The sequence below is a fragment of the Legionella septentrionalis genome, assembly GCF_003989745.1.
In the GTDB taxonomy this organism is placed as follows: Bacteria; Pseudomonadota; Gammaproteobacteria; order Legionellales; family Legionellaceae; genus Legionella_A; species Legionella_A septentrionalis.
Map to the genome: position 1 here is coordinate 113,214 of NZ_RZGS01000001.1, position 23,217 is coordinate 136,430.

The window sequence follows — 23,217 nt, forward strand, 5'->3', positions numbered from 1 at the left end:
GGAGACGGATGATGCATCACGACGACACACTGGATACAAAACAGGACGTAAGAATTTCATCCCTTAGTAAAAAAATAACCAATACTTTATTAAACCGGGTCATTGTGCTAGGCGCAGGCCAGCCCTATCAAGGAGAACAGCACACCGCATTACGCGGTGCCTCCAAACAAGGCAGAGTGCTTGACTGGATACTACATGCGGTTCGCCCTCTCCATCCCGAAATCTATTTTGTGGGAGGGTATCAAATTGAAGAAATTGCGCAACGCTATCCAGGCTTTCATTACATAGTGAACCCCGAGTGGCAAGACACGGGAGCCGCTGCTTCTTTTTTGCAAGCACCGCTTGATGATCATTTTAATTATTTTGTTTCATATGCTGATATTTTATTTCACGATTCAGCTGTAAACCAATTGGCTGAAATTGATGCCGACATCGTCGTGGCAGCTGATACCCGTTGGCGCAAGCGATTTTTTGGCCGCACCGACAAGGATTTAATACGCTGCGAAAAATTAAATCTTCATGGCAATAACGTGACCCGCTTGGGTCCTGATATTGAGCCGGATTTGGCTGAAGCAGAGTTTATTGGCTTGGCCAAATTTTCCGCCCGCGTCATCCATTATCTACATGAGAATAGCAAAGATTTACTCCATCGCTTTCGCCATGCCAATCTCTCACAATTAATAGAAGTCTTGCGCATGCGCGGCTTTAATGTCCGCGCCGTTGATGTAGCCGGAGATTGGGCAGAACTTAATGAAGGACAGGACTTAGTCCATTTTGTTCTGGGTACCAAAGCACAAACCCTGCATCGGTTACGTGATTTAGTAACAAAAAGCCGTATTGAAGATCAGGTTAGCTTCACGGTGGTCGAATGGCAGCAACAGGCAAAGAAAATACTCGAACAAATTTACGCAGCTTTTTCCAACCAACATTTGGTAGTGCGAAGTAGTGCTTTGTCTGAGGACGGGTTCGCCACGGCGAATGCGGGAGCATATACCAGCGTACTTAACGTTAGTGCAAATGATGCAAGATCGCTGCAGAAAGCAGTGGAAAGTGTTATTGCCTCTTATCCCGATGACAATTTAGCCAATCAGGTTTTGGTGCAGCCTATGGTTTTAAACGTAAAAGCAAGCGGCGTTGCTTTTACAAGAACACTGGCTTACGGAGCTCCTTATTTTGTTATCAACTATGATGACTCTTCCAAAAGCACCGAATCCATCACCAGCGGCTCCAGCCAAGAGCATAAAACTTTAATCTTGCATCGCAATTATTCCTATCAAAATGAAAATTTACCCCCGGAAATGCATAATCTTATACCGGCACTTGTTGAGATTGAAGAATTGCTTGAATATGATTCGTTGGATATTGAATTTGCAATCAGTGAAGAAGATTGCGTCCATATCCTGCAAGTTCGGCCCATCGCCGTTAATCATGCCCAATGGAATATCACAGATAAAGAGGTCGAAAGTTTCATTAACGTAGCGCAAGAACGCTTCCAAGCATTACAAGCTTCCTCTCCATTCATCGTAGGCAAAAAAGCCTTTTTCGGTATTATGCCTGACTGGAACCCGGCAGAAATTATTGGCACCAATCCTGGCTGTTTGGCACTGGGACTGTATCGCTATTTAATTATGGATGATGTGTGGGCAACGCAACGCGCTCAATTTGGCTATAGGGACGTGCGTCCGCAACCGTTGCTCATCACTTTTGCGGGTCATCCTTATGTTGATATTCGAGCAAGTTTTAATTCCTTTATTCCCGCTGAATTAGATAATGAATTAGCAGCCCGTTTAGTAGATTTCTACCTAAACTGGCTGGAGCTGCATCCACATTTGCATGATAAAGTAGAGTTTGACGTGGTACCTACTTGCTATGATCTTAATTTTAAACGCTGGGAAAAGCGCCTTACGCAACAAGGGCAATTTTCTGCACATGAAATAAATCAACTAAAGCAAGCACTCAAACAGCTTACACAAAAAGCACTAGCTAATAATAAATTGTATTTTAGTGCCATTGAAAATTTACAATTACGCCGCAAACAAATTCTTGATAAAAAACTTCCTGCTTTAGAGCGGGCTATTTTGCTTCTTGAAGATTGCAAACATTTTGGCACCCTCTCATTTGCACACTTAGCCCGCAATGCTTTTGTAGCTATCTCGTTATTAAAATCTGCAGTTGAAACCAACATCATTTCCCAAGAAGCCATGAATGCCTTCTTAAGTTCCATCCGCACCGTTTCCCATTCTCTTACGGATGATGCGAAATCTACTGCTTTAAAGCAGCTAACCTGGGAAGAATTCGTAGAACGATACGCGCATTTGCGTCCCGGTACCTATGATATTACCTCCCCAAGCTATAAAGAAGATGCAGAGCATTTTCTTCGCCCCATCGTGGAAAAAGCAGAAGAACATCATTCACCCAAGCAAATTGATTTATGTGCATGGAATACTGAAAGAGAACGGTTTGCACGTGCGCTCATGGAGGCGGAAATTGACGCTAATATTGAGCAAATGGAAATTTTCATGCGCGATGCAATTGAGGGTCGCGAATATGCAAAATTTATCTTCAGCCGCAATCTTTCTTTTGCTCTGGATGAATTGGCCGCTTTTGGCAAAAACTTAGGGCTTTCTCGGGAGGAACTTTCCAACATTCCCCTTGACGCGTTTTTCGCATTAAGAACAGGAAGCGTTATAACTGGAAACGTGAGCGAATGGCTACGTGCACGAGCCGGTGAAGGTTCCTCGGCGCGGCAAATATCAAGTGCAGTTGAGCTGCCGCCCTTATTGTTGAGCCCTCAGGATTTGCATTTATTCATGTATCCAAATAATCAACCTAATTATATAGGCAGCAGCCGAGTTACGGCAGATTTATTCAACCTAGATAAAATTAACCTGCTTTCCACCGAGCTGCATGCTAATTTAGCCGGGAAAATTGCCATGATCCCACAAGCTGATCCGGGTTATGATTGGGTTTTTGGACAAGGTATTGTTGGCCTGATCACGATGTATGGGGGAGCTAACTCCCACATGGCCATCCGCTCGGCCGAGTTTGGATTACCTGCCGCTATTGGGATAGGAGAAACTGTCTATCAACGTTTGGCTGGCGCGAGCACGCTGGAATTAAATGCAGGGAACCGGCAAATACGGATTATTCGCTAATGAAAAAAATAGGTATCACCCAGCGCGTAGATCTTATTGATCATTATCAGGAACGTAGGGATTGTCTTGATCAACGTTGGTTTTCTCTATTAGAGTCATCCAATTTGTTACCCGTACCGGTCCCAGGGTGCTTAACCGATGTAAAAAACTGGATTGAATGCATTGGCATCGATGGGTTTATTTTATCGGGTGGAAATGATTTGGCTTATCTGGAAGATGCAAAACAAATTGCCCCCGAAAGAGATCGTACGGAACATAACATATTAACTATTGCAGAAAATAAAAAACTACCTGTTCTTGGCGTATGCCGCGGCTTTCAAATAATGAACGTTTATTTAAGCGGCAACCTCACCCCTGTGGCAGAACATGTAGGAAGCAAGCATACTGTGAATGCTGTTACTGATCACCCACTGTTTTCATTCTATACCAGGGTAAACAGTTATCATGCCTGGGGCATAAACCATGAATCGCTTGCGAGCAAGATGCTTCCAGCCTTGCAAAGCCATGATGGGACGATAGAAGCTGCGTACCATAAAAATTTACCGTGGGTTGGCATCATGTGGCATCCTGAGCGTGAGCACCCTTTTAATGAGCATGATAAAACTTTAATTTCCACGTTATTTCGGAGCTGAAATGCTTACCATTATCCTTGCCGCAGGACAAGGCACCCGCCTGCGCCCTTTTACAAACCATCAACCAAAATGCATGGTTCCTTTAGCCAATAAACCTTTATTACATTGGCAATTTGAAACGCTCCGGCAATGCAATATAGATAGCAACATCATCGTGGTCGGCGGATATCAAATAGAAAATTTGATCGCTGCGAATGCGAAGATACTGCTCAACCCTGACTATGAGCACACCAATATGGTGGCAACACTTTTTTGTGCGCGTGAATACATGAAAGCGGGGATGGATTTATTGATTAGTTACGGGGATATCGTTTTCGAACCCAAAGTCTTACAGGCGGTTTTATGTTCTGATGCGCCGGTTAGCATCGCAGCCGATAAAAATTGGCGCCGGTTATGGAAATTACGCATGGAAGATCCGTTAACCGATGCGGAAACATTTCAAATGGATGCCGAAAATCGAGTCATTGAGTTAGGGAAAAAACCAAATTCATACGATCAAATTAAAGCACAATACATAGGCCTTATCCGCATACGCAAAGATTATATAACCCGACTCCTTAACGTTTACGATGAAATGGATAGAACTGCGTTATTTGATGGAAAAGATTTTAACAATATGTATATGACCAGCTTTTTGCAACATTTAATCAACTTAAACTGGGATGTTCGTGCGTGTTTGATTCAAAATGGTTGGCTTGAAATAGATACAGTCGAAGATAAAAATTTATATGAAAAAATGGTAATTCAAGGCGAGCTCAAATCATACTGCGATCTTGACCGCATTGCTGCAACCACTGCCGTATAAGGATAAATAAATTACTAGGAGTATGCCCAGTGAAAACTGCAGGGGATTTTCATAAGGCCGCGCGCCAATATAGGAATGAAAAACAGCTTTCACAAGCTGAACAACTGCTTGCAGAAGCTTTGACAAAATATCCTGCTCACTTCGGCTGCTTGCTGGAGATGGGATATGTTGCTTATCAGTTAAAAGATTATGCCAAGGCTGAAACTTACCTACGTAAAGCACAAAGTTGCAACACCAAATTATCCGTTTCCTTCTATCGCACTTTGGCCAAGGTATGTATAAAAACAGGAAAACATGACGAGGGAATACAGATTTTACGTTCTGGGTTAAAGCAATATCCCGATGATGAACCCACAAAAAACTTACTTGGCGATTGGGAAAACCCCAATAAAAAAAATATTGTAGATTCACCAATTGAAGAATTTCCCAAAGTGGATTTAAACACTCTAAACAAATTTGTCAATTATGACGAATTTTTAGGCTGGGAGCCCAAACCATCCTATGAAATAGAAGGTATTCCTGCAGAAAAAATGACACGGCGAACCCGGCAAATCGATAAAGACGGTACCCGCTATCAACCGCCTGCGAAACAAGCCCTACAAGGACCAAAGATAGAATTTTTTGGCGATTCCCGCTGTTTTTGTAATGAAGTTAATCCAGATGAAACCTTTCAATATTATCTTGAAAATGATTACGGCATCGGACCTTGCAAAAATTTTGGTGTAGGTAATTATGGTGCTGATCAGGCTTTACTAAGAGCTAACCGGAAATTATCTGGACACGGCAGTATCGCAGTCATCGTAGTCCAAAGCCTTTCTTTATTGAGAATAGGTTCAGTGTATAAACATTACATCGAGCGAGGTAACGTTTGGGCAGTCAAACCCAGATTTACTTTACGTGGCGAGGATTCCCTGCAACTCATCATGAGGCCTTTTATAGAAAAAAGTGAATTATGCAATCTGCAAAATTATTCGGATTTTTTCCATCAATACGATGATCATTACAAAGCCTTTCTAGCAGCCAATTCAGGCAATGAAAATAAGTTATTGAATACCAAATCACAAGAATACTTAGCTAATTTGGCCCGTGGAGAGCAAGGTAAAATATTTGCACTGCTGGGGCGTGAATTTTGTACCTTGGCCAAATCCCGTGGTTGTATCGACGCGTTTATCATTGTAGATCCATATATTCGCGGTGTGCGCGGACGCCAATCTAACCATGAGGAAGTAATGAGACACTTGCACCATTGGTTCGAACAATATGCAGTACCTTTATACGACTTTGGTAATGCCTGGTTCGCTATCTCGGATGAAGAGCGTAAACTCTTTAGTGCAAGTTCTACGCATTTATCTGCTGCAGGGAATCGATTTAAAGCCGATTGGATCGTGCATCTTCTTACCCAGCGTGGATTGTTAAAAAATAAGCGTCGTGCAAAATACACTTATACGAATCAAAATGCACTAATAGTTTGAAAACATTTGATAACAGCTCGTTTAAGGGAAGAAAAATGAATCCATACACTGCACTGGATGATAAAGCATTCTGGAAATTGGCCGTAGCGAATCGCAATCTTTTTGATATATCTAGCCTCTGGGATCCTAAATTCAACATAACTACAAAAGATAAAATTGTTACTTTCGGAAGCTGTTTTGCCCAACATATTGGCCGAGCATTACAAGAAAGAGGGTTTTTGTGGCATAACACAGAACCTGCACCGCGCAATGTTCCTGAGAAAACAGCCAAGCTATTTAACTATAATGTTTTTTCCGCGCGTACAGGCAATATATACACAGCTTCCTTGCTCAAACAATGGGTGGAATGGGCACTTGAGCTTAAACAGCCTCCGGATGAATATTGGGCCATAGCCAATCGATATTACGACCCCTTCAGACCCAATATCGAACCGAATGGATTTCAAGATAAAGAAGAAATGTTGTCATCAAGGCAGCAAACCATTGTTGCTTTCCGTAAAGCCATTACAGATGCTCGCTATTTTATTTTTACCTTGGGTTTAACAGAAAGCTGGGTAAATCAAGCAATGCATGTCGAATACCCCATGTGTCCAGGGACAATAGCGGGAGAATTTTCCTCAGATGTTCATAAATTTCACAATCAAGATTACAATTTCATTTTGAAGAATTTAAATGAAGCCATTCAATTGATGAGGGGAGTTAATTCTAAACTTAAATTTATTCTGACCATTTCCCCGGTACCGTTAACTGCTACTAATTCTGGCCTTCATGTCTTAGTAGCGACCATGGCTTCCAAATCCATTTTACGGGCAGTAGCAGCCAAACTGGTTAGCCGTGCTGCCATCGATTATTTTCCCAGTTATGAAATCATTAACAGTCCTGCCTTTAAAGGAATATTCTTTGAACCTAACCAAAGAAGTGTGAACCCAAGGGGCGTAAGCTTTGTCATGGATTCGTTTTTTAATGCTTTAATTGCAAAATATGATACAGCCATCGTTGTTAACCAGCGCTCTACAAAAGCAGCAAAAAACCACCAAAACCGTCAGGATGTGGTATGCGAAGAAGAAATTCTTAGCGCTTTCGGAGGGAAATAATGAAAATTTGTCTAATCGGTAATTCACACATTGCCTGCATAAAAAAAGCATGGGATTCACTAGCAAGCCAATACCCCTTCACCATCACTTTTTTTGGCTCGCATGCCGATACCTTGTTAAATACTCAAGCACAAGATAAGAAATTCACGCCCACTAACGCTCAGGTAAAACGCAGCTTTAGCATCACATCCGGCGGCCAGGAAGAAGTAGATTTCACTCAATTCGATATATGTATTGTACATGGCATTTTAACGCCCCTGCGAAACTGGTTTCCTTTATGGCGGGATTTAAGGAAAAATATCTTTTACAGCCGCGCATTTATTGACGCCTGCATTGAAACATTTAATCCCATAGTGCAACATTTAATTAAAGAAATTACCGCTTGCACAAAGCTCCCGCTTATTTTCACACCTAAGCCAAACCCGGCAATATTGGAACGGAAACAATTGATTTCGCCGGCCGAGTACAGCGAACTTTGCTCTTTCATGTCCATTCGTTTTAATGCATTAGGGCTACACTATATTCCTCAACCTGACGAAACACTGGCGGATTTCTTTTACACTAAAGCAGAATTTAATAAAAATGGATTGGGACTGGGTAGCGTTCCCAAAAAAGAAGAAAGCTTTGCGCCTGCAGACAATGTCAGGCATATGAATGCGGCGTATGGTGAAATTTATTTAAAGCATGTCTTTAACTACATTAATACCACGGTAATGGATCTTTCGACGCAAAACCGAAAAAAGATTAATGCAACCAATGAGCTGCAAATAGCTTAAATGAGAAACCGGGTTTGTCCCGGCTCCCTTCTACACAACTTCCTGCATGTTTTTGGCATGCTGGTGTTTATATGTAAAACCTGCTGGGTCCAATAATGTCGCCCCTTCAATGTGCTTACTAAAATCACACTCAACGTATGCCATATGAGGCGTTGCAATCAGTAATACTTCGCTCTTGTCTATTACAGCTTGTGCTGAATAGATTTTTTCCACCTCTACCGGAAGATTACCTTTATAGGCATCCAGATAAGGATCTTGCACAAATATATTCAATGGATATTTGGCCAACTCTTCGACAATTAATAAACTCGGTGACTCGCGGAAATCATCTACATCCGGCTTGTAGGTTAAGCCTAATATACCTACTGTAGTTGCATTTTTTTTATTCGCTATTTGTACCAAATTTTGCGCGATATGTTTGGGTTTAAAATCATTGGTTAAGCGGGCCTGGTGGATTAATTTAGCCTGCTCTGGTGCGGCGTGAACGATAAACCATGGATCTACTGGAATGCAATGGCCCCCTACGCCAATTCCCGGCGATAAGATATTAACCCGAGGATGTTTATTGGCAAGGGAAATAAGCTCATGCACATTTATCCCAAACCGCTCACAAATTAAGGAAAGCTCATTGGCAAAAGCAATATTGACATCACGATAACTGTTCTCAACTAATTTGGAAAGCTCCGAAGTCTCTGCGTCTGTAACAATTAATTCGCCCTGGCAAAAAATGCCATAAACATCTCGTGCGCGCAAAGCTGCTTTGCGGGTTAAACCGCCAATATTGCGCGAATTATTAACCAATTCGGCCAAAGCGTTACCTGGTATGATGCGTTCGGGGCAATAAGCCATCAAGACATCCGGATCATCACTGCTTAAATCCAAATCAGGCCGGAGTTTTGCCAAATGTTCAGCTAACATTTTCGTTGAGCCTACAGGGCTTGTAGATTCCAAAATCACCAAATTATTCATTGTCAAATATGGGGCGATTGACGTTGCTGCATTTAATACAAAACGCATATCAGGTGAACTATCAGACAAGATGGGAGTAGGTACAGCAATGATAAAAACATCAGCGGCAACAGGGCTGGTAGCAGCCTGCAACTTACCCTTTTTGACTACTTTTTCCAGTAATGCATCCAAATCCGTTTCTTTTATACAAGCTATGCCCTGATTAATTTTGTTAACAGCCTGCTCGTTAATGTCATATCCATGCACATCAACTCCCTTATCGGCAAGCATAATTGCAGTAGGCAAGCCCACATACCCTAACCCAACTACGCAAACTTTTTTTAGCATAAAATTCCCTTTTTGCTTATAAATTGTAGAATGATTATCATATTAACTTTACATGAATGCAATACTACAAAGCCTGCGGTAAATTCAAATTATTTAATAACATCAAGCATTTGCTCTAAGCGTTGCTCATAGGTATGCTGGCTTAAAATATATTGAGACCCTGCCATAAGCTGCTCACACAGTTTGGGATCATAAGGTTTAGATAATTTAAAAAAAGCTTCTTGCGCTTCTTCCAATGTGTTTACAGTGTAAACATAATCCTTAAAGTAATGCTCTATGGCTAAGGCCGGCGATGAAACGATGGGAGAGGCGCATGCTAGTGTTTCAATAAGCCTCCGTGAAAACATGGTAGGAGAATTCATCACCGTATTGATATTTAGATATGCCTGATATTTCTTAAAAATTTTTCCGGTTTTGGCATGTGAAATTCTTTTCTTCACCGTGGCTTTTATATGGGCAGGTAGCCTGTAATTATCCGATTTAATATAAGAATTTCTATCGTAAATGATTAACCCAAAATCTTGCGCAGCGGCAAATAGCAAATTTTGATATTTAAGGCGCTCAGGATGCCGGTTTTTTGTGTAGCTTCCTACAAAACAAAATTGTTTGAACCGTTCTGCAACAGGGTAAGGATTATGAATTGCAGGCTGGACTGCAAACATTAATAAATTAACAGTGACCGGCTGATGCCTTATACGGCGTTTATATTCAGCGATCATGTTCACGTCAGTAGTAAAAATATGTTCGAATAATAGTGCTTTATCGATAAAATCTTCAAAATGGACACCATCTTCCTTATTCCAGAAAACGGTCGGTATACCGCAAAACTGAGCATATTCCACCACTTGTCGCAGTTTATTCTCATCTGCAGCAGGATTTTTGACTATTTGTTTCCGCCATTTTCTTTTATAGCCATTCCAAGCGGACTCAACCAATAAGAAATCAGGTTTCCACCAGCGGAATACCAATCTATAATTCTGTGGTGTCACCTGAGCGACGCAGCATTCATAAGATAAACAAGGAGCAGTTATCTCATCCGCAATCAGCGCAATCTTTAATTTTTTGAATTTTTTATTTTTCATAAAATTCTATGTGTTCCCACATTTCCTGTAAGAATTGCTGATAAAAGACTGCGGTTCCCTCATGTTGAAGCTTTTTTAAGCGATTAATAATTTTTTTGCGATAAGCATGTTGATATAACCGTTTGGCTACCATGAAATCGCCTCTTCTCATCGCCAGATAAATTAAACTCAAGCGTTGATTTTTATCATAATAAAAATCAATTAAGTGTTCCTCTGGAATTTCTTGCAGCCAAAGATGTATTTTATGCAATTGCTGCGTTGCAGAAGAGGAAAAAATAACGCGCCGCAGAGTAAAACCAAACGGTTTATGCAAAATTATGTAATTGAAATAACGAGAAAACAGATTTGAAGGAAGTTGTTTGTGAAGGGAATTAAACCGTGCGGAAATTATGAAAAATGACGTCAGGATTGAATCTATTTTTTCTATGAAGACATCACCACGGGTATATGAATCACGATGATAGCGATACAATGAGATTGGATAAGGACATTGACTGTAGTTTTTACTGTAAAACATGATCCTGGCCCAAAATTCACTGTCTTCAAAATATACTTTTTCCATAAATAATAAATTGTTTTTTATAAGAAATTGCTTTAAGAATAATTTATTGCATACACTAACATGACTTGTGTAATGTTTGGCCTTTTTATCCTGCTCATGAAAATTTATATTCAAATCCCAACGGCGGAAAAGCGAATCGCGCTTAATTCCTCTGTTTTCTTTTTGCACATAAGAATTGCCTGCGATAACTTCTGAGCGGGTCTTTATCGCAATGGCAAGCAAACGCTTAACGGCATTTTTATATAAATAATCATCTGCATCATGGAATAAAATATATTCTCCCCGTGCGCACAACAATCCTGTATTGCGGGCAGCCCCGGGTCCCTGATTTTCTTGCATTAACACTTTTATCCGTGCATCTTTTTTTGCAAAATCATGCAAAATCATGATGGAACGATCAGATGAACCATCATCCACAAAAACAAATTCCAAATTAAAATAACTTTGTTTGAGCAATGTCGGAATAGTTTTTTTAAGGTGCGCCTCGGCATTGAAAACAGGAATAACAATGCTGACTAGAATATTGTTAGGATACGTGCGGATCAAAAAGAATTTGCAATAATAATAAATGTTTTTAAATAATTTCATGATCTTAAGTGATTCATCCCTACATCTTCAAATCATTAAACGAGTATTAAGATCCTTATGGATAACAAATTCAACTTATCCTTGTCACCAAATTATTACAGGGTTAAAGCTATAAGCCGAATTATATGGTAATTCGGCTTAGCTCGAGCACTCTAGATCCGCATTGCCACGCGGGCTGCAATCGCAAGTTGGTACAGAATGGATGACATCATACCAGTAACTTTTATGCCATTCTCTGTCTCTCTTGGCAGAACAACCAACTGATCGCCGCCCTGGATAGGATAACGGCTCTTCTGCCAATTGGTATTTTTTACAATCTGCACTTGGCCGTTTTGTCGCATCAGCAAAAATTCCTTTTGGTTGGCTGTTTTCTGAAAACCGCCGGCTGCCTCGATGTAATCTATAAGCCTATATTGAGGATTGACGGTTAGGGAAATGGAATTAACTACATCTCCGCTGATAGTAACCACGGATGTTTTAGGAGGAATGTTAATGGTATCATTATTTTCCAGCCTCACTTTCTTCCAATGCGAGCGATCGCCCAGCACTACCTGCCCCTTCGTCTCCACTTGTTTCGCTTCCTGAACAAACCGGGTAATCAACTCAGAGCGGGTGGCTTGTAGCTTGGCATCATCCCCCGTAAGTGTTTCGCCGGTCATCGTTTGACGTTGCAAGCGCGCAAGGCTTGTGTTAAGCGCGTCTTTCTGTTGCCTGGCAACCGAGTCACGGAATAATTGGACATTGTCGATATTGGCATCGTCCGCCAAGGTTAATGTTTTAAGAAATTCATCCAACGTAGTTCCTTGCTTAACAATGTATTGATGCGGACCTTTGACTTGTCCTTTCACCGTAATCAAGGTTTGCTGGATTTCCTTGTCGGCAACAAAAGTAACCCGATCACCGGCCTGAATTTGTATTGGATGGGATTGTTTTATTTCCTGATAAATAAACATTGGTTTCATACCCTGATTACGTTGAATGCGTACATAGGTGGCACTGGGTTCAACATTAACCAGTTTAGCAAGTGTCGCCAGGGAAATATTGGGCGTGGAAATTTCATATTGATAAGGATTTTTCACATCACCAGCCACGGAAATAATATATTTTTGCGGCTTAACAACGATGGTATCCCCTTGATGCAATTGAAACGGATTTATATTTCCCTTTAGCAGAAAATCATATAAATCCACCTGCCTAATTTCTCTGCCCTCACGGATAATATCAATATCGCGGAAACTTCCTTCTTGAAGATTAATGCCGCCGGCAGCACATAGAAAATATATGATGGAATCCGAAGATAAACCATCGTATAAGCCAGGGGAATTCACATAACCGGTTACATAGACTTGTACCGGTTGTGCCGTGACTAAATCAGCATAAACGTTTACGCCTTTCTTAAAGGTTTTTTTAACATGCATCTGTATGATGTTATTTAATTTTTGATTTTCTATTCCTTCTACCTTAACCGGGCCGACCTCGGGAATAAAAATATTTCCCTGGGTATCAACAACAAGCTTTTGCGACAGCTGGTATGCCCCCCACATTTGCACGTTTACCTCATCGCCAACGGTGAGTCTATACTGTGGATTAAAAAATCGCGCTTGATGTAATTTACCGCACTGTGCACCAAATAAATTTTGGCCAAAAACAGGCAACCTATTATTTAAGACATCCCCCATATGAGTGGAAGATTTCATGCGGATGTTAAGATCATCGTCCATCATTTCCGCTATTTTATCGACGCTGTTGCTCGCTGCAGAAAAACCCACTGCCGAAATTTTTGAGCTTTGAGAGTTAGTTTGTGCGGCATGCTCGCTTTCCTTGTCAAAAGAGGAAAAAACTGGTCCTTGCGCTGACGTAGAGTTGGGAGCTGATTCCGCCCTAACCAGTAGCGGGATGATTAAAAAAAAGAAAAGCAGTTTTTTCATCAATCAATATGCTCCTTCACAATAATAATAGCCATCTTAGTCAAAACAAAAAGGATCAACAATACGCATAAATAATTGACTAAATCAAACAAAGGCTTGGGGCTTATCGGCTCATCAGGCAGATTGGGGGGCTCGACTTCAATTACAAGGTTCTGATTTTTTGCCAGGTTAACCGCTGCAGCATCAAATGCCTGTTGTGCGGCTTGATATTCTGCCTGTGCAAATTGCAGTTGCAATTGCACCCACTCAAAATCAGACATGATTTTATTAAGCTTGCCGTTTTTTTCTTTTTGCCCTAATAAGATGCTGGTTTGTCTTTCAATCTGGGCTTTCAACGCCTTGATTTCTTCCTGAAGTGTTACGACTTTATTTGAGTTAGCCTGCATAAAGGACGAATAGGTGATTAATTCTGTTTGTTTTTCTACTAATGTGCCTTTCAACTTGGCCATAACCGAAGAAACGACCTGGGCAGTTTCTTTTGGGTCAAACAAACCATTTTGGTTTTGCCATTCAATTACATTTTTACGAGCTTCAAAGAGTTTTTCCTTGGCAAGATGCAATTTCATTTTGGCAAAGGAATATTGTTTTTTCGCCAACGTATTCGACACTCTGTTTACAAATTCCTTGGTTTGCAGAATGATGGCCGCTAGCAACTGCTTGGCTTTTTGCGCAGTGAATGCGGAAGCTGAAATGATGATTTCATTTGTCTCAGGATCCACCACTGCATTCACTTTTTGCCGGTAATATTTAAGAAAAGAGCTTTGCGTAGCGGATTTATTTAATCGGGATAAAAAATCAACTTGCCTCGATTGGAAATGCTGTTTAATCCCTACTTGCTTTTCTACATTTTCCAGCACTTCGCGTGAAGATACGTGTTCGCGGGCAAGATAAATTTCCGAGGGAGCTGCATGTCCTCCACCTAAAATTCCCATGGAGATGTTCATGGGATCTTTTTCATCCTTCTCAACTAAAATTTTTGCCGTGCTTTGATAAACTGGTGCCTGCAAGAGTAATACATAGAAAGCAGCAATTAGCCAGGGAAAAATTACTAATAGCGAAAGCAGTGTTCTTTTTTTAACAAAATAAATAACGCGCTCTGCCAGAGGATGGGACCTTAACACTAAATACGTTTTGTTTTGCTGAAGTGACTTTAACTCAACCGGTATTAATGCAGTTCCACGTTTGATGATATGCCGAAACTTTCTCAAGTCTTTCATCCATTTATTAATCGAATTCCTACCAATTCGTGCCATGCACTTTTGACTTTAAATATTTCACAGTTCCGCAAAAATGATAAGTGATTTATCTTATAACCACAAGAACATGCTAATTTTCTTCTTTTTGTGGATTTTTAGCCAGCGCTTTGTACAAAGAGATAATTTCATTGATATCATCCGACTGGACGATTTGATTGTTATTCAAAAAAATACCCCGATCACAAAACTGCCGGATGGTACTCTTGCTATGAGATACCATAATAATCCCTTTATTTTCTAGTTTTTCGCTGAATACTTCCTTACACTTCATCTTAAATGCTGTATCGCCCACTGCCAAGGCTTCATCAACGATATAGAAGTCAAAATCAAATGCCATGGATAATCCGAATGCCACACGGGAGCGCATGCCGGAACTGTATGTTTGCATGGGCATATCAAAATAATCCCCAATCTCGGCGAATTCCTTCACAAAACGCAATTTTTCCTTCGTTTCCTCAGGATCGTTCATAAACAAGCGGCAAACAAATTTAACATTCTCCTTTCCGGTTAAATTTGGGATAAAGCCGCCGCCAACGCCTACAGGCCAAGATAAACTGCTGGTGATACTTACAGTACCACTATTTGGCTTTTCTATACCGCATAAAAGTCTTAAGAGTGTGGACTTTCCAGCACCATTTTTACCCATTAAAGCCACTCTTTCGCCGGCGCGAATGGTTAATGACAAATTTTTAAAAATCTGTTTTTTTTTGCCCTGCACGATGTAGTGCTTACTGACATTGATTGCTTCAATCATCGTTGTTCTATCTCAATCATTATTTTCTGACGTAATGACAAATACAAAGCCAAACCAAACGTTAGCACGATTAAAGCACACTTAATCAGATAAATACTTGAAGCATAGGGAATATACGAAAATGCGGGTCTAAAGCATTCGCGGGTTAATTCTATGAATTGAAATATGGGGTTATACAACATCATGTCCCGAATTGCAGGCGGCAACATATCTGCACTAAAAAAAACACCGGAAAACAAATAAATTACCCGCATGCAAATAGTAAGGAAAATTTGAATGAAATTAAGGAAGAAACACGTCACACCAATAATCAAGGACAAACCAAACAAAAAGCCAAGATAAGCAATAATATTAAGCAGCCAAAATAAAAAATCGTAAATATGCCAGTCCACATCGAACCAGCTGAAAATTGCCAGCAATATAATAAATACCAGCGTTTTTATTAATGATTCACTGATAAGCTTTGCTATCAAAGGATCTATCGGTTTAATTTGCCTGAATAAATAAAAATTCTTGTTGGCTTTAATACTGGTTTTGCTGTAGTTAACGATATTCCTGAATAGCAAAAACGGCATGGCACCAAGCAAAATAAATAAAGGCGCGGACATGCTGGAGGAATGCACACTATGCCTGATGACCGTGCGGGCTAACATCCATAAGCCAATATGCAGCATGGGCTCTAAAATAATCCAGATAAACCCAAGGGAACGTTGCGTGTTTACGCTCTTAATAAATTTCTTTTGAATATCACGAATAACAATTGCGAAGACTGATGCATACATGACCTGCCAAGGTGCACGTATTTGGTGTGTCATAGGAAAATCTCGGAATATTCTATGAATAAAGCAGCTACACTGCAGAAATTAGCTGCTTTACTTGGAAAATTAGCTAGCAACAAAATCGTCGTTGTCATCATTTGACTTTGCTGAGACAGCAGCAACGCCTACAATTGTAACAATAGCGATTGCACCTGCAGCTACCCAGCCCACATTACCACCCATAACTGGCTGAGCTAAAGCAGGTGTACTTGACAGAGCAACAAACAATCCTGTTGTATAACGGTTTACTACTTTGGTTATTATTTTTTTCATTTTTTCATCCTTGTATTCCATGGAAAGTTTAGTCTAGAATCAAAAACGACAGGTTGCAAGTATCTATTCTAGCAAGGCTTATATAAAAAGCAAATTGTTAGGTAATTGCATTTTCTTCGCCTGCGAAAGCAAAAATTCTTTGTTTTGGCCGTGCCTGCAAATACGCGCGGCCTATGGCAAATACATTATAAATCATGATTGCAAGCAGCAGGAAATGCAGCCAAGTGACCGTTAAATGAGTAAATAATGGCAAGGTAATAAACACGCCTATGCAACCAAAAAGACTTAAGATTAATGTCTTTTTTAAAGGAATTTTATCATGGCGTAAAAATACCAACGTGGTTAAAGGCTGCTGCAAAGCACCTGCCGTAGTCATTATGGGGAAGGCTACAACGGGGGAAACATTTAGCAGAAACAACACGCCTTGCACCATTACAAACAAACCAATGCCAACGGAAGTCAGAGCGCCACAAATTACCAGGGCAAAAAAACCAATTACAAGCATTCCAAGAATGCAATTCTGCTACATCACCGCCTACGGGCAATAAGCGAAACTGGTGGCAAAGCAGCAAAGCGATAATCATTATGAAGCAGCAAACCATAGCGAGACGGATGGCTTGTTTGCTCAAGCGGCTTACCACAGTTCCTCCAATTAAGCCGCCTATGCACGTTCCTGTGACCAAAGTGAGCAGTGTCGTCAAATCCACATCAATTAACTGCATGAAGAAGAGCGATTCGATAGTACCCGGAATCACTTGTGCACCATTGTTTACCGCAGGCAATTCATCGTCAGGAAACGTTCGCAAAAGTTTGGCCAGTGCCACATTCACAGCAAAACTGCCCACTCCGAGTGTATCCGCCACGAAAGCGACAATGCCGCTCACCCCGAGCTTGACATACTCCAGGGGAGATACGGCCACAGCTGGCTGCTGTTTTAATTTATAAAGCATCACGGCAACGCAAAATAAACTAAATACAAGTATGGCAGCAATAATAAAAATTATAGTCATTACAGTCTCATCAGGTTTACTGAAATAAAATTATTGTTTTATTTCAGTTTTTACTTCTTTTTCTCGGCTAAACGCTTCCAGAAATTTATTTCCATAATAATAAATGCCCAAACCTAGTAAGTTGCTCATGCTTGTCTGCGCTGCATCTTGCACAATCGTTCGGGTCATCTCTTTAACCAAAGCTATCCTTGCCGGTTTAAAGAAGCGCATCATTAAGATCCTTGTAATCTTAAATGCATGAGTGTAGCAGCATACTAAATTTTCAGGCAATTAAAAAGTTTAATTTTCGAGCATATTATACAGAATTGTGCTATTTTATTTTGATCTGCGCGGCTCTACAGCGCTTGCTTCCAACGCATCCTGCTCTTTTTTTACCACCACTGATTTTACTGTTTCGGATTTAAAAAAACCGGGGGAATGGTTTGTTGCAGGAGTTTGCTCTTTTGTTTTGCCCCACTGAATATTGAACTTCGATAAAGGTTCATTTCCAAGCGCTGCCATTAATCCTGAAACAAAAGCAAAGGTTAAGCCCGTGCGTGTCATGCCAAGACTGACAGCTATAAAAAATGCCGGGGTGCGCATGTGGGCAGGAAAACCATGTAAAACGCTAAAAGTGGGCGGGCTACAGAGCTTACCTTCCTGTACCTTGGAACCGCATACCAGTTGATCTCGCCAATAGGTCAACGGAGAAGTAACCAGAGAAGCCGTCATTCCACTTAGGGCACCTGCAAAAAAATGTGAGGAAGCCGAATTATTTTTAAATACATTTTGGGTAAAAAATTCTTCCAGAATGCATAACGCTGAAAAATTTCCGACATTAGCCAAAAAGCGAGGAAAAAATCCCAACCTGCTTAACACTTTTATGTTATGGTAAGTTTTCCAATTAAACTTGGAATCAATAATTCCAGCTTGCCCTAGATACGCCTTCATCGTAAAAAGTTGCGTGAGCCCTGCTTCTCCAAGAGATGCTGAAAAAATAAATCCCACTTCTTGCTTTAATTTTTTCGTTGTTGCTACATTCTCCTTAAGCTCACTTGCCTCATGGGGCAAGGCATTTTCTTCACTCATTGAAGTTTTTTTTGTTCCTGTCACATAGGCCGTGCGAGCACTTTGCCCGGCAAAATTGGAATTTTTATAGCAGCAATTGATAAAGGATAAAATACTGGCTTGCTCACCATTAGCAGCTGCATTGCCCATGCCGGCGGATTTCATTTTTTTGAAAATAATATAGTTAATGGGAGGATGTATAAGCGATATGACCGTGCTGGTGGCAAGTATACTTGTTCCCAGATTCATAAGTTCCCAGGCCGTGGGGAATGGATAATAGGAAGTATTCTTTTGAGTATCATTATTGTTAGACATAAGGAACCAGCAACAAACAACGTGTCGCTGATTCTAGAATAAAAAATATTAAGAAATCATTAAGTATTAGTTAAATAAACGCTTCGCAAGTCCAGCTACATGGCGTCCCTGGGCCCGGGCAATCTGCCGTTCAATATCAGAAGGTGTACGACTGCCATCTGCCCCGGCAATAGTCGCAGCCCCGTAAGGGGAGCCGCCGCGCATAGTGTTGAGATCAGTCAATCCTTTTTCCGAATAAGGTACCCCTACAATAATAAAACCATGGTGAATAAGCGTGTTCCAGAAAGAAGTAATCGTCGTTTCATTACCACCGCCTGTGCCGGTTGAGGTAAATACACTACCTATTTTTCCAATCAAGCTGCCATTCACCCATAATTTTCCAGTCTGATCGAGAAAATTACGCATTTGCGCTGCCATATTACCAAAACGCGTAGGTGTGCCAAAAATAATGGCATCGTAATCTGCCAATTCCTCAGGTTTAGCGATTTCTGCCTCCTGATCCAGTTTCACCCCGGCTTTTTTAGCGATGTCGTCAGGCATAGTTTCGGGCACACGCTTTAAATCCACCGAAACACCATCTATTTCCTTGACCCCTTTCACCACTTCTTTAGCCATGGTTTCCACGTGCCCATAACTTGAATAATACAACACCAAAATTTTTGCCATTACCCTCTCCTTATCTTATTCCGTTGACTCAAACTCACCACAACATGGGTTGTAAACCATAACATTAAGCTCTAAAAGCGATTATTTTGAAAATCATCGATTGCTTGCAAAATTTCTTCGCGTGTATTCATCACAAAAGGACCAGCGCGCTCTACCGGTTCACCAATTCTTGCTGCAGCTAATAGCAAACATCTGCTACTTTGTTCACTTGTTAATGTCAAACAGTCCCCCGTACTCAACCCAGCAAGCATGCCTTGCTCAAGGACTTGATTTTGCTCCCCGTCAAATACCGTTACTGCGCCGGATAACACGAACACAATGCTTTGATGGGAAAGTGGTATGTCTTGAGTAAATTGCTTACCGGCAGAGCATGTTATGTCTAGGAAAATAGGAGCCGTTACAATTCCCTGAATAGGAGCTTCTGTCCCATTATTAGTTTTTCCTGCGATGACTTTAACATGCACGTCAGCCGTTTGTTCCAATGGGAATTGAGCCGAAGTGTATTCCTGATAACGAGGCGGATCGTATTTATGTGCCGCGGGCAGGTTGAGCCAAACTTGCAGGCCGGATAATCGCCCCTGCGATTGCTTTGGCATTTCAGAATGAATGATGCCGCGGCCCGCGGTCATCCATTGCACATCACCTGGACCTATAATGCCATGATGACCATGGTTATCGCGGTGCTCCATTTGCCCCTCAAGCATGTACGTGATGGTTTCAAAACCGCGATGGGGATGCGCAGGAAAACCTGCCAAATAATCCATGGGATCCTCACTGTCAAATACATCAAACAGTAAGATGGGATCAAAATTATTTTTACGATCCATACCTATGTAACGATGCAACTTAACACCCGCGCCCTCCCGCAATAAATTCCCGGCAAGCACATGCTCAACTTTAATTTTTTTCATCATCCCCCCAGAGCAGCAGCCAATTTGCAAAGGCACTGCTTCTATTCTATCCAGACGCTGCCGCAAGCAAAGTTTATGCAAGATTTGCTTTTAGCTGCAGCAAAACATATCTCCATATTGTGCGCCCGTCCGTTAATTCTTGCCACTTTTGACGGAATTAAATTTAATCATGCTAAAATGCATTATTTAAAAGATTTAGGCTAGGTTATGCGAACGCGACACTTTATTCTCACTTGTTTTTTAAGTTTTTTTATCTCGACTACTGTTCAGGCAGAAGTGGTGCTGGAAGATTTACATGGCCAAAAAATTCCTTTCTCAGCCTTGAACGGAAAATGGGTTTTTATCAATTATTGGGCCAGTTGGTGCCAACCATGCATCGAAGAAATTCCCGAGCTTAACGAATTTTATGAACGATATAAAAATGACAATGTAGTTATCTTTGGCGTCAATTATGAAGCATTACCTGTAGCCGAGCAAAAACAACTGGTTAAAGAATATGATATCCGTTACCCTGCCCTAACAAACGATCCCGCTACTCTTTTAAAATTAGGAGATATCCGTGGAGTGCCTGTTACCTTTGTATTTAATCCGCAAGGAGAATTAAGCGGCACATTGTATGGTGGACAAACATCCAGGAGCTTAAGCCAAATAGTTGCCTCCAGATAAAACTGATCTTTCGCATTCGTCTGGCAAAAGCCTTGACGAATGCTTACTGCTTGCGAAACAAACGCTGTTTTTCTTCAGCACTAAGCCGAATAAATAAGCGCCATCCCCCTTCTAATATTTCTTCTTGTAAAACTGCACCCGCAGCGTATAGCTGCGCACGCAATTTTGCCTCATCAGAAGCTATAAAAATTTCTTCTTCAGTGACCGAGCCATGTAATTGTTGTGCAATTACTTCGCGTAGCAATTCAAGGCCCGCCCCTGTGGCAGCAGAGACCCATACCTTGCAATAATCATCTTGGCAATCGATTTGGGGTTGCCAATTTTTTTGTAAATCAATCTTATTAAACACTAAAATGCGTTTAATCTTATCGGCACCAATTTCCTTTAATACAGATTCCACTGCATTCACATGCTCACGCCAGTTGGGATCAGCCACATCGATTACATGCAGCAGCAAATCAGCTTCTTTCGTCTCCTCAAGTGTCGCATGAAAAGCATCCACCAATTGATGCGGCAAGTCGCGGATAAATCCCACTGTATCGGTAAGCATAGCTGCGGCACTGCCCGGCAATTCGAGCTTGCGCATCGTGGGATCCAGCGTCGCAAATAATTTATCCGCTGCATAGATTTCCGCACCAGTCAAAGCATTAAACAGAGAAGATTTACCCGCATTCGTGTATCCGACCAGGGAAATTGTAGGCATAGCTGCCTTTTGTCTTGCCTTCCTGACTTGATCTCTATTTTGGCGCACTTTTTCCAAACGCTTGCGTATGACTTTAATTCTTTCGCGCAATAACCGCCGGTCTGTTTCTAATTGTTTTTCTCCGGGGCCACGCAAGCCTATGCCACCTTTCTGTCTTTCAAGATGAGTCCAACCGCGCACTAATCGAGTTGATAAATGTTGTAACTGTGCAAGTTCTACCTGCAGCTTGCCTTCAAAAGTGCGGGCGCGTTGCGCAAAAATATCGAGGATTAACCCGGTTCTATCTACTACACGGCATTGCAGCAGCCTTTCCAAATTTCGCTCTTGCGAAGGCGAGAGTTCGTGATTTACCAAAACTAAATCTGCAGCATGGGTAAGAACCTGCTCGCTGATTTCTTCAGCCTTGCCAAGTCCAACATAGTATTTGGCTTCGGGCACGGCACGTGTACCGCGCACTGTAGCCACTATTTCAGCATCGGCAGAAGCCGCTAATTCTTTAAACTCTGCAAAAGCTGTTTCTACATTTAAATCAGGGAGAGCAAGCTGCACGATAATAGCTCGCTCCCCACCTTTTGGACGTTCAAACAAAGCAGCGCCTTATTCCAATAAAATGATTCAGTCTGCCATATTTTTGCCCGGTTCGCCATATTGGGTTTTAACAGCACGTGATGGCACAACCGTAGAAATGGCGTGCTTAAAAACCATCTGGGTAACTGAATTTTTTAGCATGATTACCTGCTCATCAAAACTGTCAACGATACCATGTAATTTTATTCCATTGACCAGAAAAACAGATACCGGCATTTTTTCCGCAGCTAATTCCTCAAGAAAGCTTTTTTGTAACTCTCGATTCTCTGACATGGCTACTCCTTGTAATTTTTATTTTGAGCCAGCTCCAAACACTGCTTATTCCCATTATTAAATGTTTTTTTAGAAACAAGCTACTTGAAGTATCGTCCTTGGCAAATAAAACTTTAGCGACAGTCTCGCAACATTTTTGCAACGGAAATTGATTGCTTAACTTGACTTATATGGAATGCAACCTATTGTTTTTATATAGGAGCTTATTTTGCTCTTTTAAATTAAAACCGCGCCGCATGTTCTGAAGGCGTTGCATTGTCGATGAACTAAATAAAGGAATATGAACATGGATAATTTTGAAAAGAAAAAACAATCTTTTGATTCCAGAACAGCGAATGTCACGGATGCTGCCAGCGAATTAATTCAGGAAGGTAAAAAGCTGGCCAGCGAGCTTTATGAAGAAGGGTTGAATAAGGTACAGGACGCTCAAAAAAACGTTAAAGAATATTCAGATGAAGTTCTGGAAAAAGTGCGTAAAAATCCAATGACTTCGGTGCTGATTGCTGCGGGCGTAGGATTCTTATTATCTGCCTTGCTAAGAAAATAA

The 23,217-nt window shown here is 41.2% G+C and carries 22 protein-coding genes and 1 pseudogene; 8 read left to right on the forward strand and 15 right to left on the reverse strand.

All coding sequences use genetic code 11. The annotated features are described in order from the left end of the window. The first annotated feature begins 8 nt into the window (after positions 1-8). Genes ELY11_RS00510 through ELY11_RS00535 form a run of 6 tightly spaced genes read left to right on the forward strand, consistent with a single transcriptional unit; the run spans position 9 to position 7,934 of the window. Complete coding sequence (locus tag ELY11_RS00510; protein ID WP_199739152.1) at positions 9-3,155, forward strand: PEP/pyruvate-binding domain-containing protein; 3,147 nt, start codon at positions 9-11, stop codon at positions 3,153-3,155. Beyond that, entirely contained in the window at positions 3,155-3,787 is a 633-nt protein-coding gene (locus ELY11_RS00515) for a gamma-glutamyl-gamma-aminobutyrate hydrolase family protein (protein WP_126953224.1), read from the forward strand. Before ELY11_RS00510 ends, ELY11_RS00515 begins: the two co-directional genes overlap by 1 nt. A gap of 1 nt (position 3,788) precedes the next feature. Then, positions 3,789-4,592, forward strand: coding sequence for a phosphocholine cytidylyltransferase family protein (locus ELY11_RS00520; protein WP_126953225.1), 804 nt, complete (start codon positions 3,789-3,791; stop codon positions 4,590-4,592). A 29-nt stretch (positions 4,593-4,621) separates the two neighbouring features. After that, complete coding sequence (locus ELY11_RS00525; RefSeq protein ID WP_158615156.1) at positions 4,622-6,064, forward strand: tetratricopeptide repeat protein; 1,443 nt, start codon at positions 4,622-4,624, stop codon at positions 6,062-6,064. Positions 6,065-6,099: 35 nt separating this feature from the next. Continuing rightward, complete coding sequence (locus ELY11_RS00530; RefSeq protein ID WP_126953227.1) at positions 6,100-7,158, forward strand: GSCFA domain-containing protein; 1,059 nt, start codon at positions 6,100-6,102, stop codon at positions 7,156-7,158. Further along, positions 7,158-7,934 (forward strand): hypothetical protein, encoded by a 777-nt coding sequence (locus tag ELY11_RS00535; RefSeq protein ID WP_126953228.1) that lies wholly within the window; start codon positions 7,158-7,160, stop codon positions 7,932-7,934. Before ELY11_RS00530 ends, ELY11_RS00535 begins: the two co-directional genes overlap by 1 nt. 30 nt (positions 7,935-7,964) lie before the next feature. Here ELY11_RS00535 and wecC read toward each other — a convergent pair whose 3' ends face one another. The 13 genes and pseudogenes from wecC to ELY11_RS00600 all read right to left on the reverse strand — a co-directional run bounded on the left by wecC (position 7,965) and on the right by ELY11_RS00600 (position 20,440). Beyond that, the gene (gene wecC / locus ELY11_RS00540; protein ID WP_126953229.1) at positions 7,965-9,230 is read right to left on the reverse strand and encodes a UDP-N-acetyl-D-mannosamine dehydrogenase; all 1,266 of its coding nucleotides are present in this window, start codon (positions 9,228-9,230) and stop codon (positions 7,965-7,967) included. An 89-nt stretch (positions 9,231-9,319) separates the two neighbouring features. Continuing rightward, a complete protein-coding gene (locus ELY11_RS00545) occupies positions 9,320-10,312 on the reverse strand; it encodes a CgeB family protein (protein WP_126953230.1) in 993 nt (330 codons plus the stop codon). After that, entirely contained in the window at positions 10,302-11,462 is a 1,161-nt protein-coding gene (locus tag ELY11_RS00550) for a glycosyltransferase family 2 protein (protein ID WP_126953231.1), read from the reverse strand. Before ELY11_RS00550 ends, ELY11_RS00545 begins: the two co-directional genes overlap by 11 nt. Positions 11,463-11,614: 152 nt before the next feature. Continuing rightward, complete coding sequence (locus tag ELY11_RS00555) at positions 11,615-13,390, reverse strand: polysaccharide biosynthesis/export family protein (RefSeq protein ID WP_126953232.1); 1,776 nt, start codon at positions 13,388-13,390, stop codon at positions 11,615-11,617. Then, the gene (locus ELY11_RS00560; protein ID WP_158614957.1) at positions 13,390-14,598 is read right to left on the reverse strand and encodes a Wzz/FepE/Etk N-terminal domain-containing protein; all 1,209 of its coding nucleotides are present in this window, start codon (positions 14,596-14,598) and stop codon (positions 13,390-13,392) included. The genes ELY11_RS00555 and ELY11_RS00560 overlap by 1 nt, the downstream gene beginning before the upstream one ends. Before the next feature lie 118 nt (positions 14,599-14,716). Beyond that, positions 14,717-15,400, reverse strand: a complete 684-nt coding sequence (locus ELY11_RS00565; RefSeq protein ID WP_127032301.1) for an ABC transporter ATP-binding protein — start codon at positions 15,398-15,400, stop codon at positions 14,717-14,719. After that, entirely contained in the window at positions 15,397-16,215 is an 819-nt protein-coding gene (locus ELY11_RS00570; protein WP_126953235.1) for an ABC transporter permease, read from the reverse strand. Before ELY11_RS00570 ends, ELY11_RS00565 begins: the two co-directional genes overlap by 4 nt. A 69-nt stretch (positions 16,216-16,284) precedes the next feature. Next, entirely contained in the window at positions 16,285-16,491 is a 207-nt protein-coding gene (locus ELY11_RS00575) for a hypothetical protein (RefSeq protein ID WP_126953236.1), read from the reverse strand. Positions 16,492-16,588: 97 nt separating this feature from the next. Next, positions 16,589-17,501: pseudogene (locus ELY11_RS00580) on the reverse strand (sulfite exporter TauE/SafE family protein). A gap of 30 nt (positions 17,502-17,531) precedes the next feature. Beyond that, on the reverse strand, positions 17,532-17,714 hold the full coding sequence (locus ELY11_RS00585; protein WP_127032302.1) for a hypothetical protein: 183 nt from the start codon (positions 17,712-17,714) through the stop codon (positions 17,532-17,534). Positions 17,715-17,816: 102 nt separating this feature from the next. After that, positions 17,817-18,863 carry a hypothetical protein gene (locus tag ELY11_RS00590; RefSeq protein ID WP_126953239.1) on the reverse strand — a complete coding sequence of 349 codons (1,047 nt, stop codon included), beginning with the start codon at positions 18,861-18,863 and terminating at the stop codon, positions 17,817-17,819. Between the two features lie 66 nt (positions 18,864-18,929). After that, positions 18,930-19,529: an NAD(P)H:quinone oxidoreductase gene (gene wrbA, locus ELY11_RS00595; RefSeq protein ID WP_126953240.1), complete on the reverse strand. Its 600-nt coding sequence runs from the start codon at positions 19,527-19,529 to the stop codon at positions 18,930-18,932. Positions 19,530-19,600: 71 nt separating this feature from the next. Then, complete coding sequence (locus tag ELY11_RS00600) at positions 19,601-20,440, reverse strand: pirin family protein (RefSeq protein WP_126953338.1); 840 nt, start codon at positions 20,438-20,440, stop codon at positions 19,601-19,603. A gap of 207 nt (positions 20,441-20,647) precedes the next feature. On the opposite strand from ELY11_RS00600, the gene ELY11_RS00605 reads away from it, so the two are divergent. After that, positions 20,648-21,106 (forward strand): TlpA family protein disulfide reductase, encoded by a 459-nt coding sequence (locus tag ELY11_RS00605; protein ID WP_126953241.1) that lies wholly within the window; start codon positions 20,648-20,650, stop codon positions 21,104-21,106. 43 nt (positions 21,107-21,149) lie between these two features. On the opposite strand, the gene hflX is transcribed toward ELY11_RS00605, so the two are convergent. Both hflX and hfq read right to left on the reverse strand, forming a co-directional pair. Beyond that, positions 21,150-22,397, reverse strand: a complete 1,248-nt coding sequence (gene hflX, locus ELY11_RS00610) for a ribosome rescue GTPase HflX (protein WP_126953242.1) — start codon at positions 22,395-22,397, stop codon at positions 21,150-21,152. A gap of 27 nt (positions 22,398-22,424) precedes the next feature. Further along, a complete protein-coding gene (gene hfq / locus ELY11_RS00615; protein ID WP_127032303.1) occupies positions 22,425-22,670 on the reverse strand; it encodes an RNA chaperone Hfq in 246 nt (81 codons plus the stop codon). Between the two features lie 286 nt (positions 22,671-22,956). Here hfq and ELY11_RS00620 point away from each other — a divergent pair, with 286 nt between their 5' ends. Then, on the forward strand, positions 22,957-23,217 hold the full coding sequence (locus ELY11_RS00620) for a DUF883 family protein (protein WP_127032304.1): 261 nt from the start codon (positions 22,957-22,959) through the stop codon (positions 23,215-23,217).

Coding starts and splice junctions, on each gene's coding strand:
- ELY11_RS00510 (WP_199739152.1), top strand. CDS start 9: ATGATGCATCACGACGACACACTGGATACAAAACAGGACGTAAGAATT.
- ELY11_RS00515 (WP_126953224.1), top strand. CDS start 3,155: ATGAAAAAAATAGGTATCACCCAGCGCGTAGATCTTATTGATCATTAT.
- ELY11_RS00520 (WP_126953225.1), top strand. CDS start 3,789: ATGCTTACCATTATCCTTGCCGCAGGACAAGGCACCCGCCTGCGCCCT.
- ELY11_RS00530 (WP_126953227.1), top strand. CDS start 6,100: ATGAATCCATACACTGCACTGGATGATAAAGCATTCTGGAAATTGGCC.
- ELY11_RS00535 (WP_126953228.1), top strand. CDS start 7,158: ATGAAAATTTGTCTAATCGGTAATTCACACATTGCCTGCATAAAAAAA.
- wecC (WP_126953229.1), bottom strand. CDS start 9,230: ATGCTAAAAAAAGTTTGCGTAGTTGGGTTAGGGTATGTGGGCTTGCCT.
- ELY11_RS00545 (WP_126953230.1), bottom strand. CDS start 10,312: ATGAAAAATAAAAAATTCAAAAAATTAAAGATTGCGCTGATTGCGGAT.
- ELY11_RS00550 (WP_126953231.1), bottom strand. CDS start 11,462: ATGAAATTATTTAAAAACATTTATTATTATTGCAAATTCTTTTTGATC.
- ELY11_RS00555 (WP_126953232.1), bottom strand. CDS start 13,390: ATGAAAAAACTGCTTTTCTTTTTTTTAATCATCCCGCTACTGGTTAGG.
- ELY11_RS00565 (WP_127032301.1), bottom strand. CDS start 15,400: ATGATTGAAGCAATCAATGTCAGTAAGCACTACATCGTGCAGGGCAAA.
- ELY11_RS00570 (WP_126953235.1), bottom strand. CDS start 16,215: ATGACACACCAAATACGTGCACCTTGGCAGGTCATGTATGCATCAGTC.
- ELY11_RS00575 (WP_126953236.1), bottom strand. CDS start 16,491: ATGAAAAAAATAATAACCAAAGTAGTAAACCGTTATACAACAGGATTG.
- ELY11_RS00585 (WP_127032302.1), bottom strand. CDS start 17,714: ATGATGCGCTTCTTTAAACCGGCAAGGATAGCTTTGGTTAAAGAGATG.
- ELY11_RS00590 (WP_126953239.1), bottom strand. CDS start 18,863: ATGTCTAACAATAATGATACTCAAAAGAATACTTCCTATTATCCATTC.
- wrbA (WP_126953240.1), bottom strand. CDS start 19,529: ATGGCAAAAATTTTGGTGTTGTATTATTCAAGTTATGGGCACGTGGAA.
- ELY11_RS00600 (WP_126953338.1), bottom strand. CDS start 20,440: ATGAAAAAAATTAAAGTTGAGCATGTGCTTGCCGGGAATTTATTGCGG.
- ELY11_RS00605 (WP_126953241.1), top strand. CDS start 20,648: ATGCGAACGCGACACTTTATTCTCACTTGTTTTTTAAGTTTTTTTATC.
- hfq (WP_127032303.1), bottom strand. CDS start 22,670: ATGTCAGAGAATCGAGAGTTACAAAAAAGCTTTCTTGAGGAATTAGCT.
- ELY11_RS00620 (WP_127032304.1), top strand. CDS start 22,957: ATGGATAATTTTGAAAAGAAAAAACAATCTTTTGATTCCAGAACAGCG.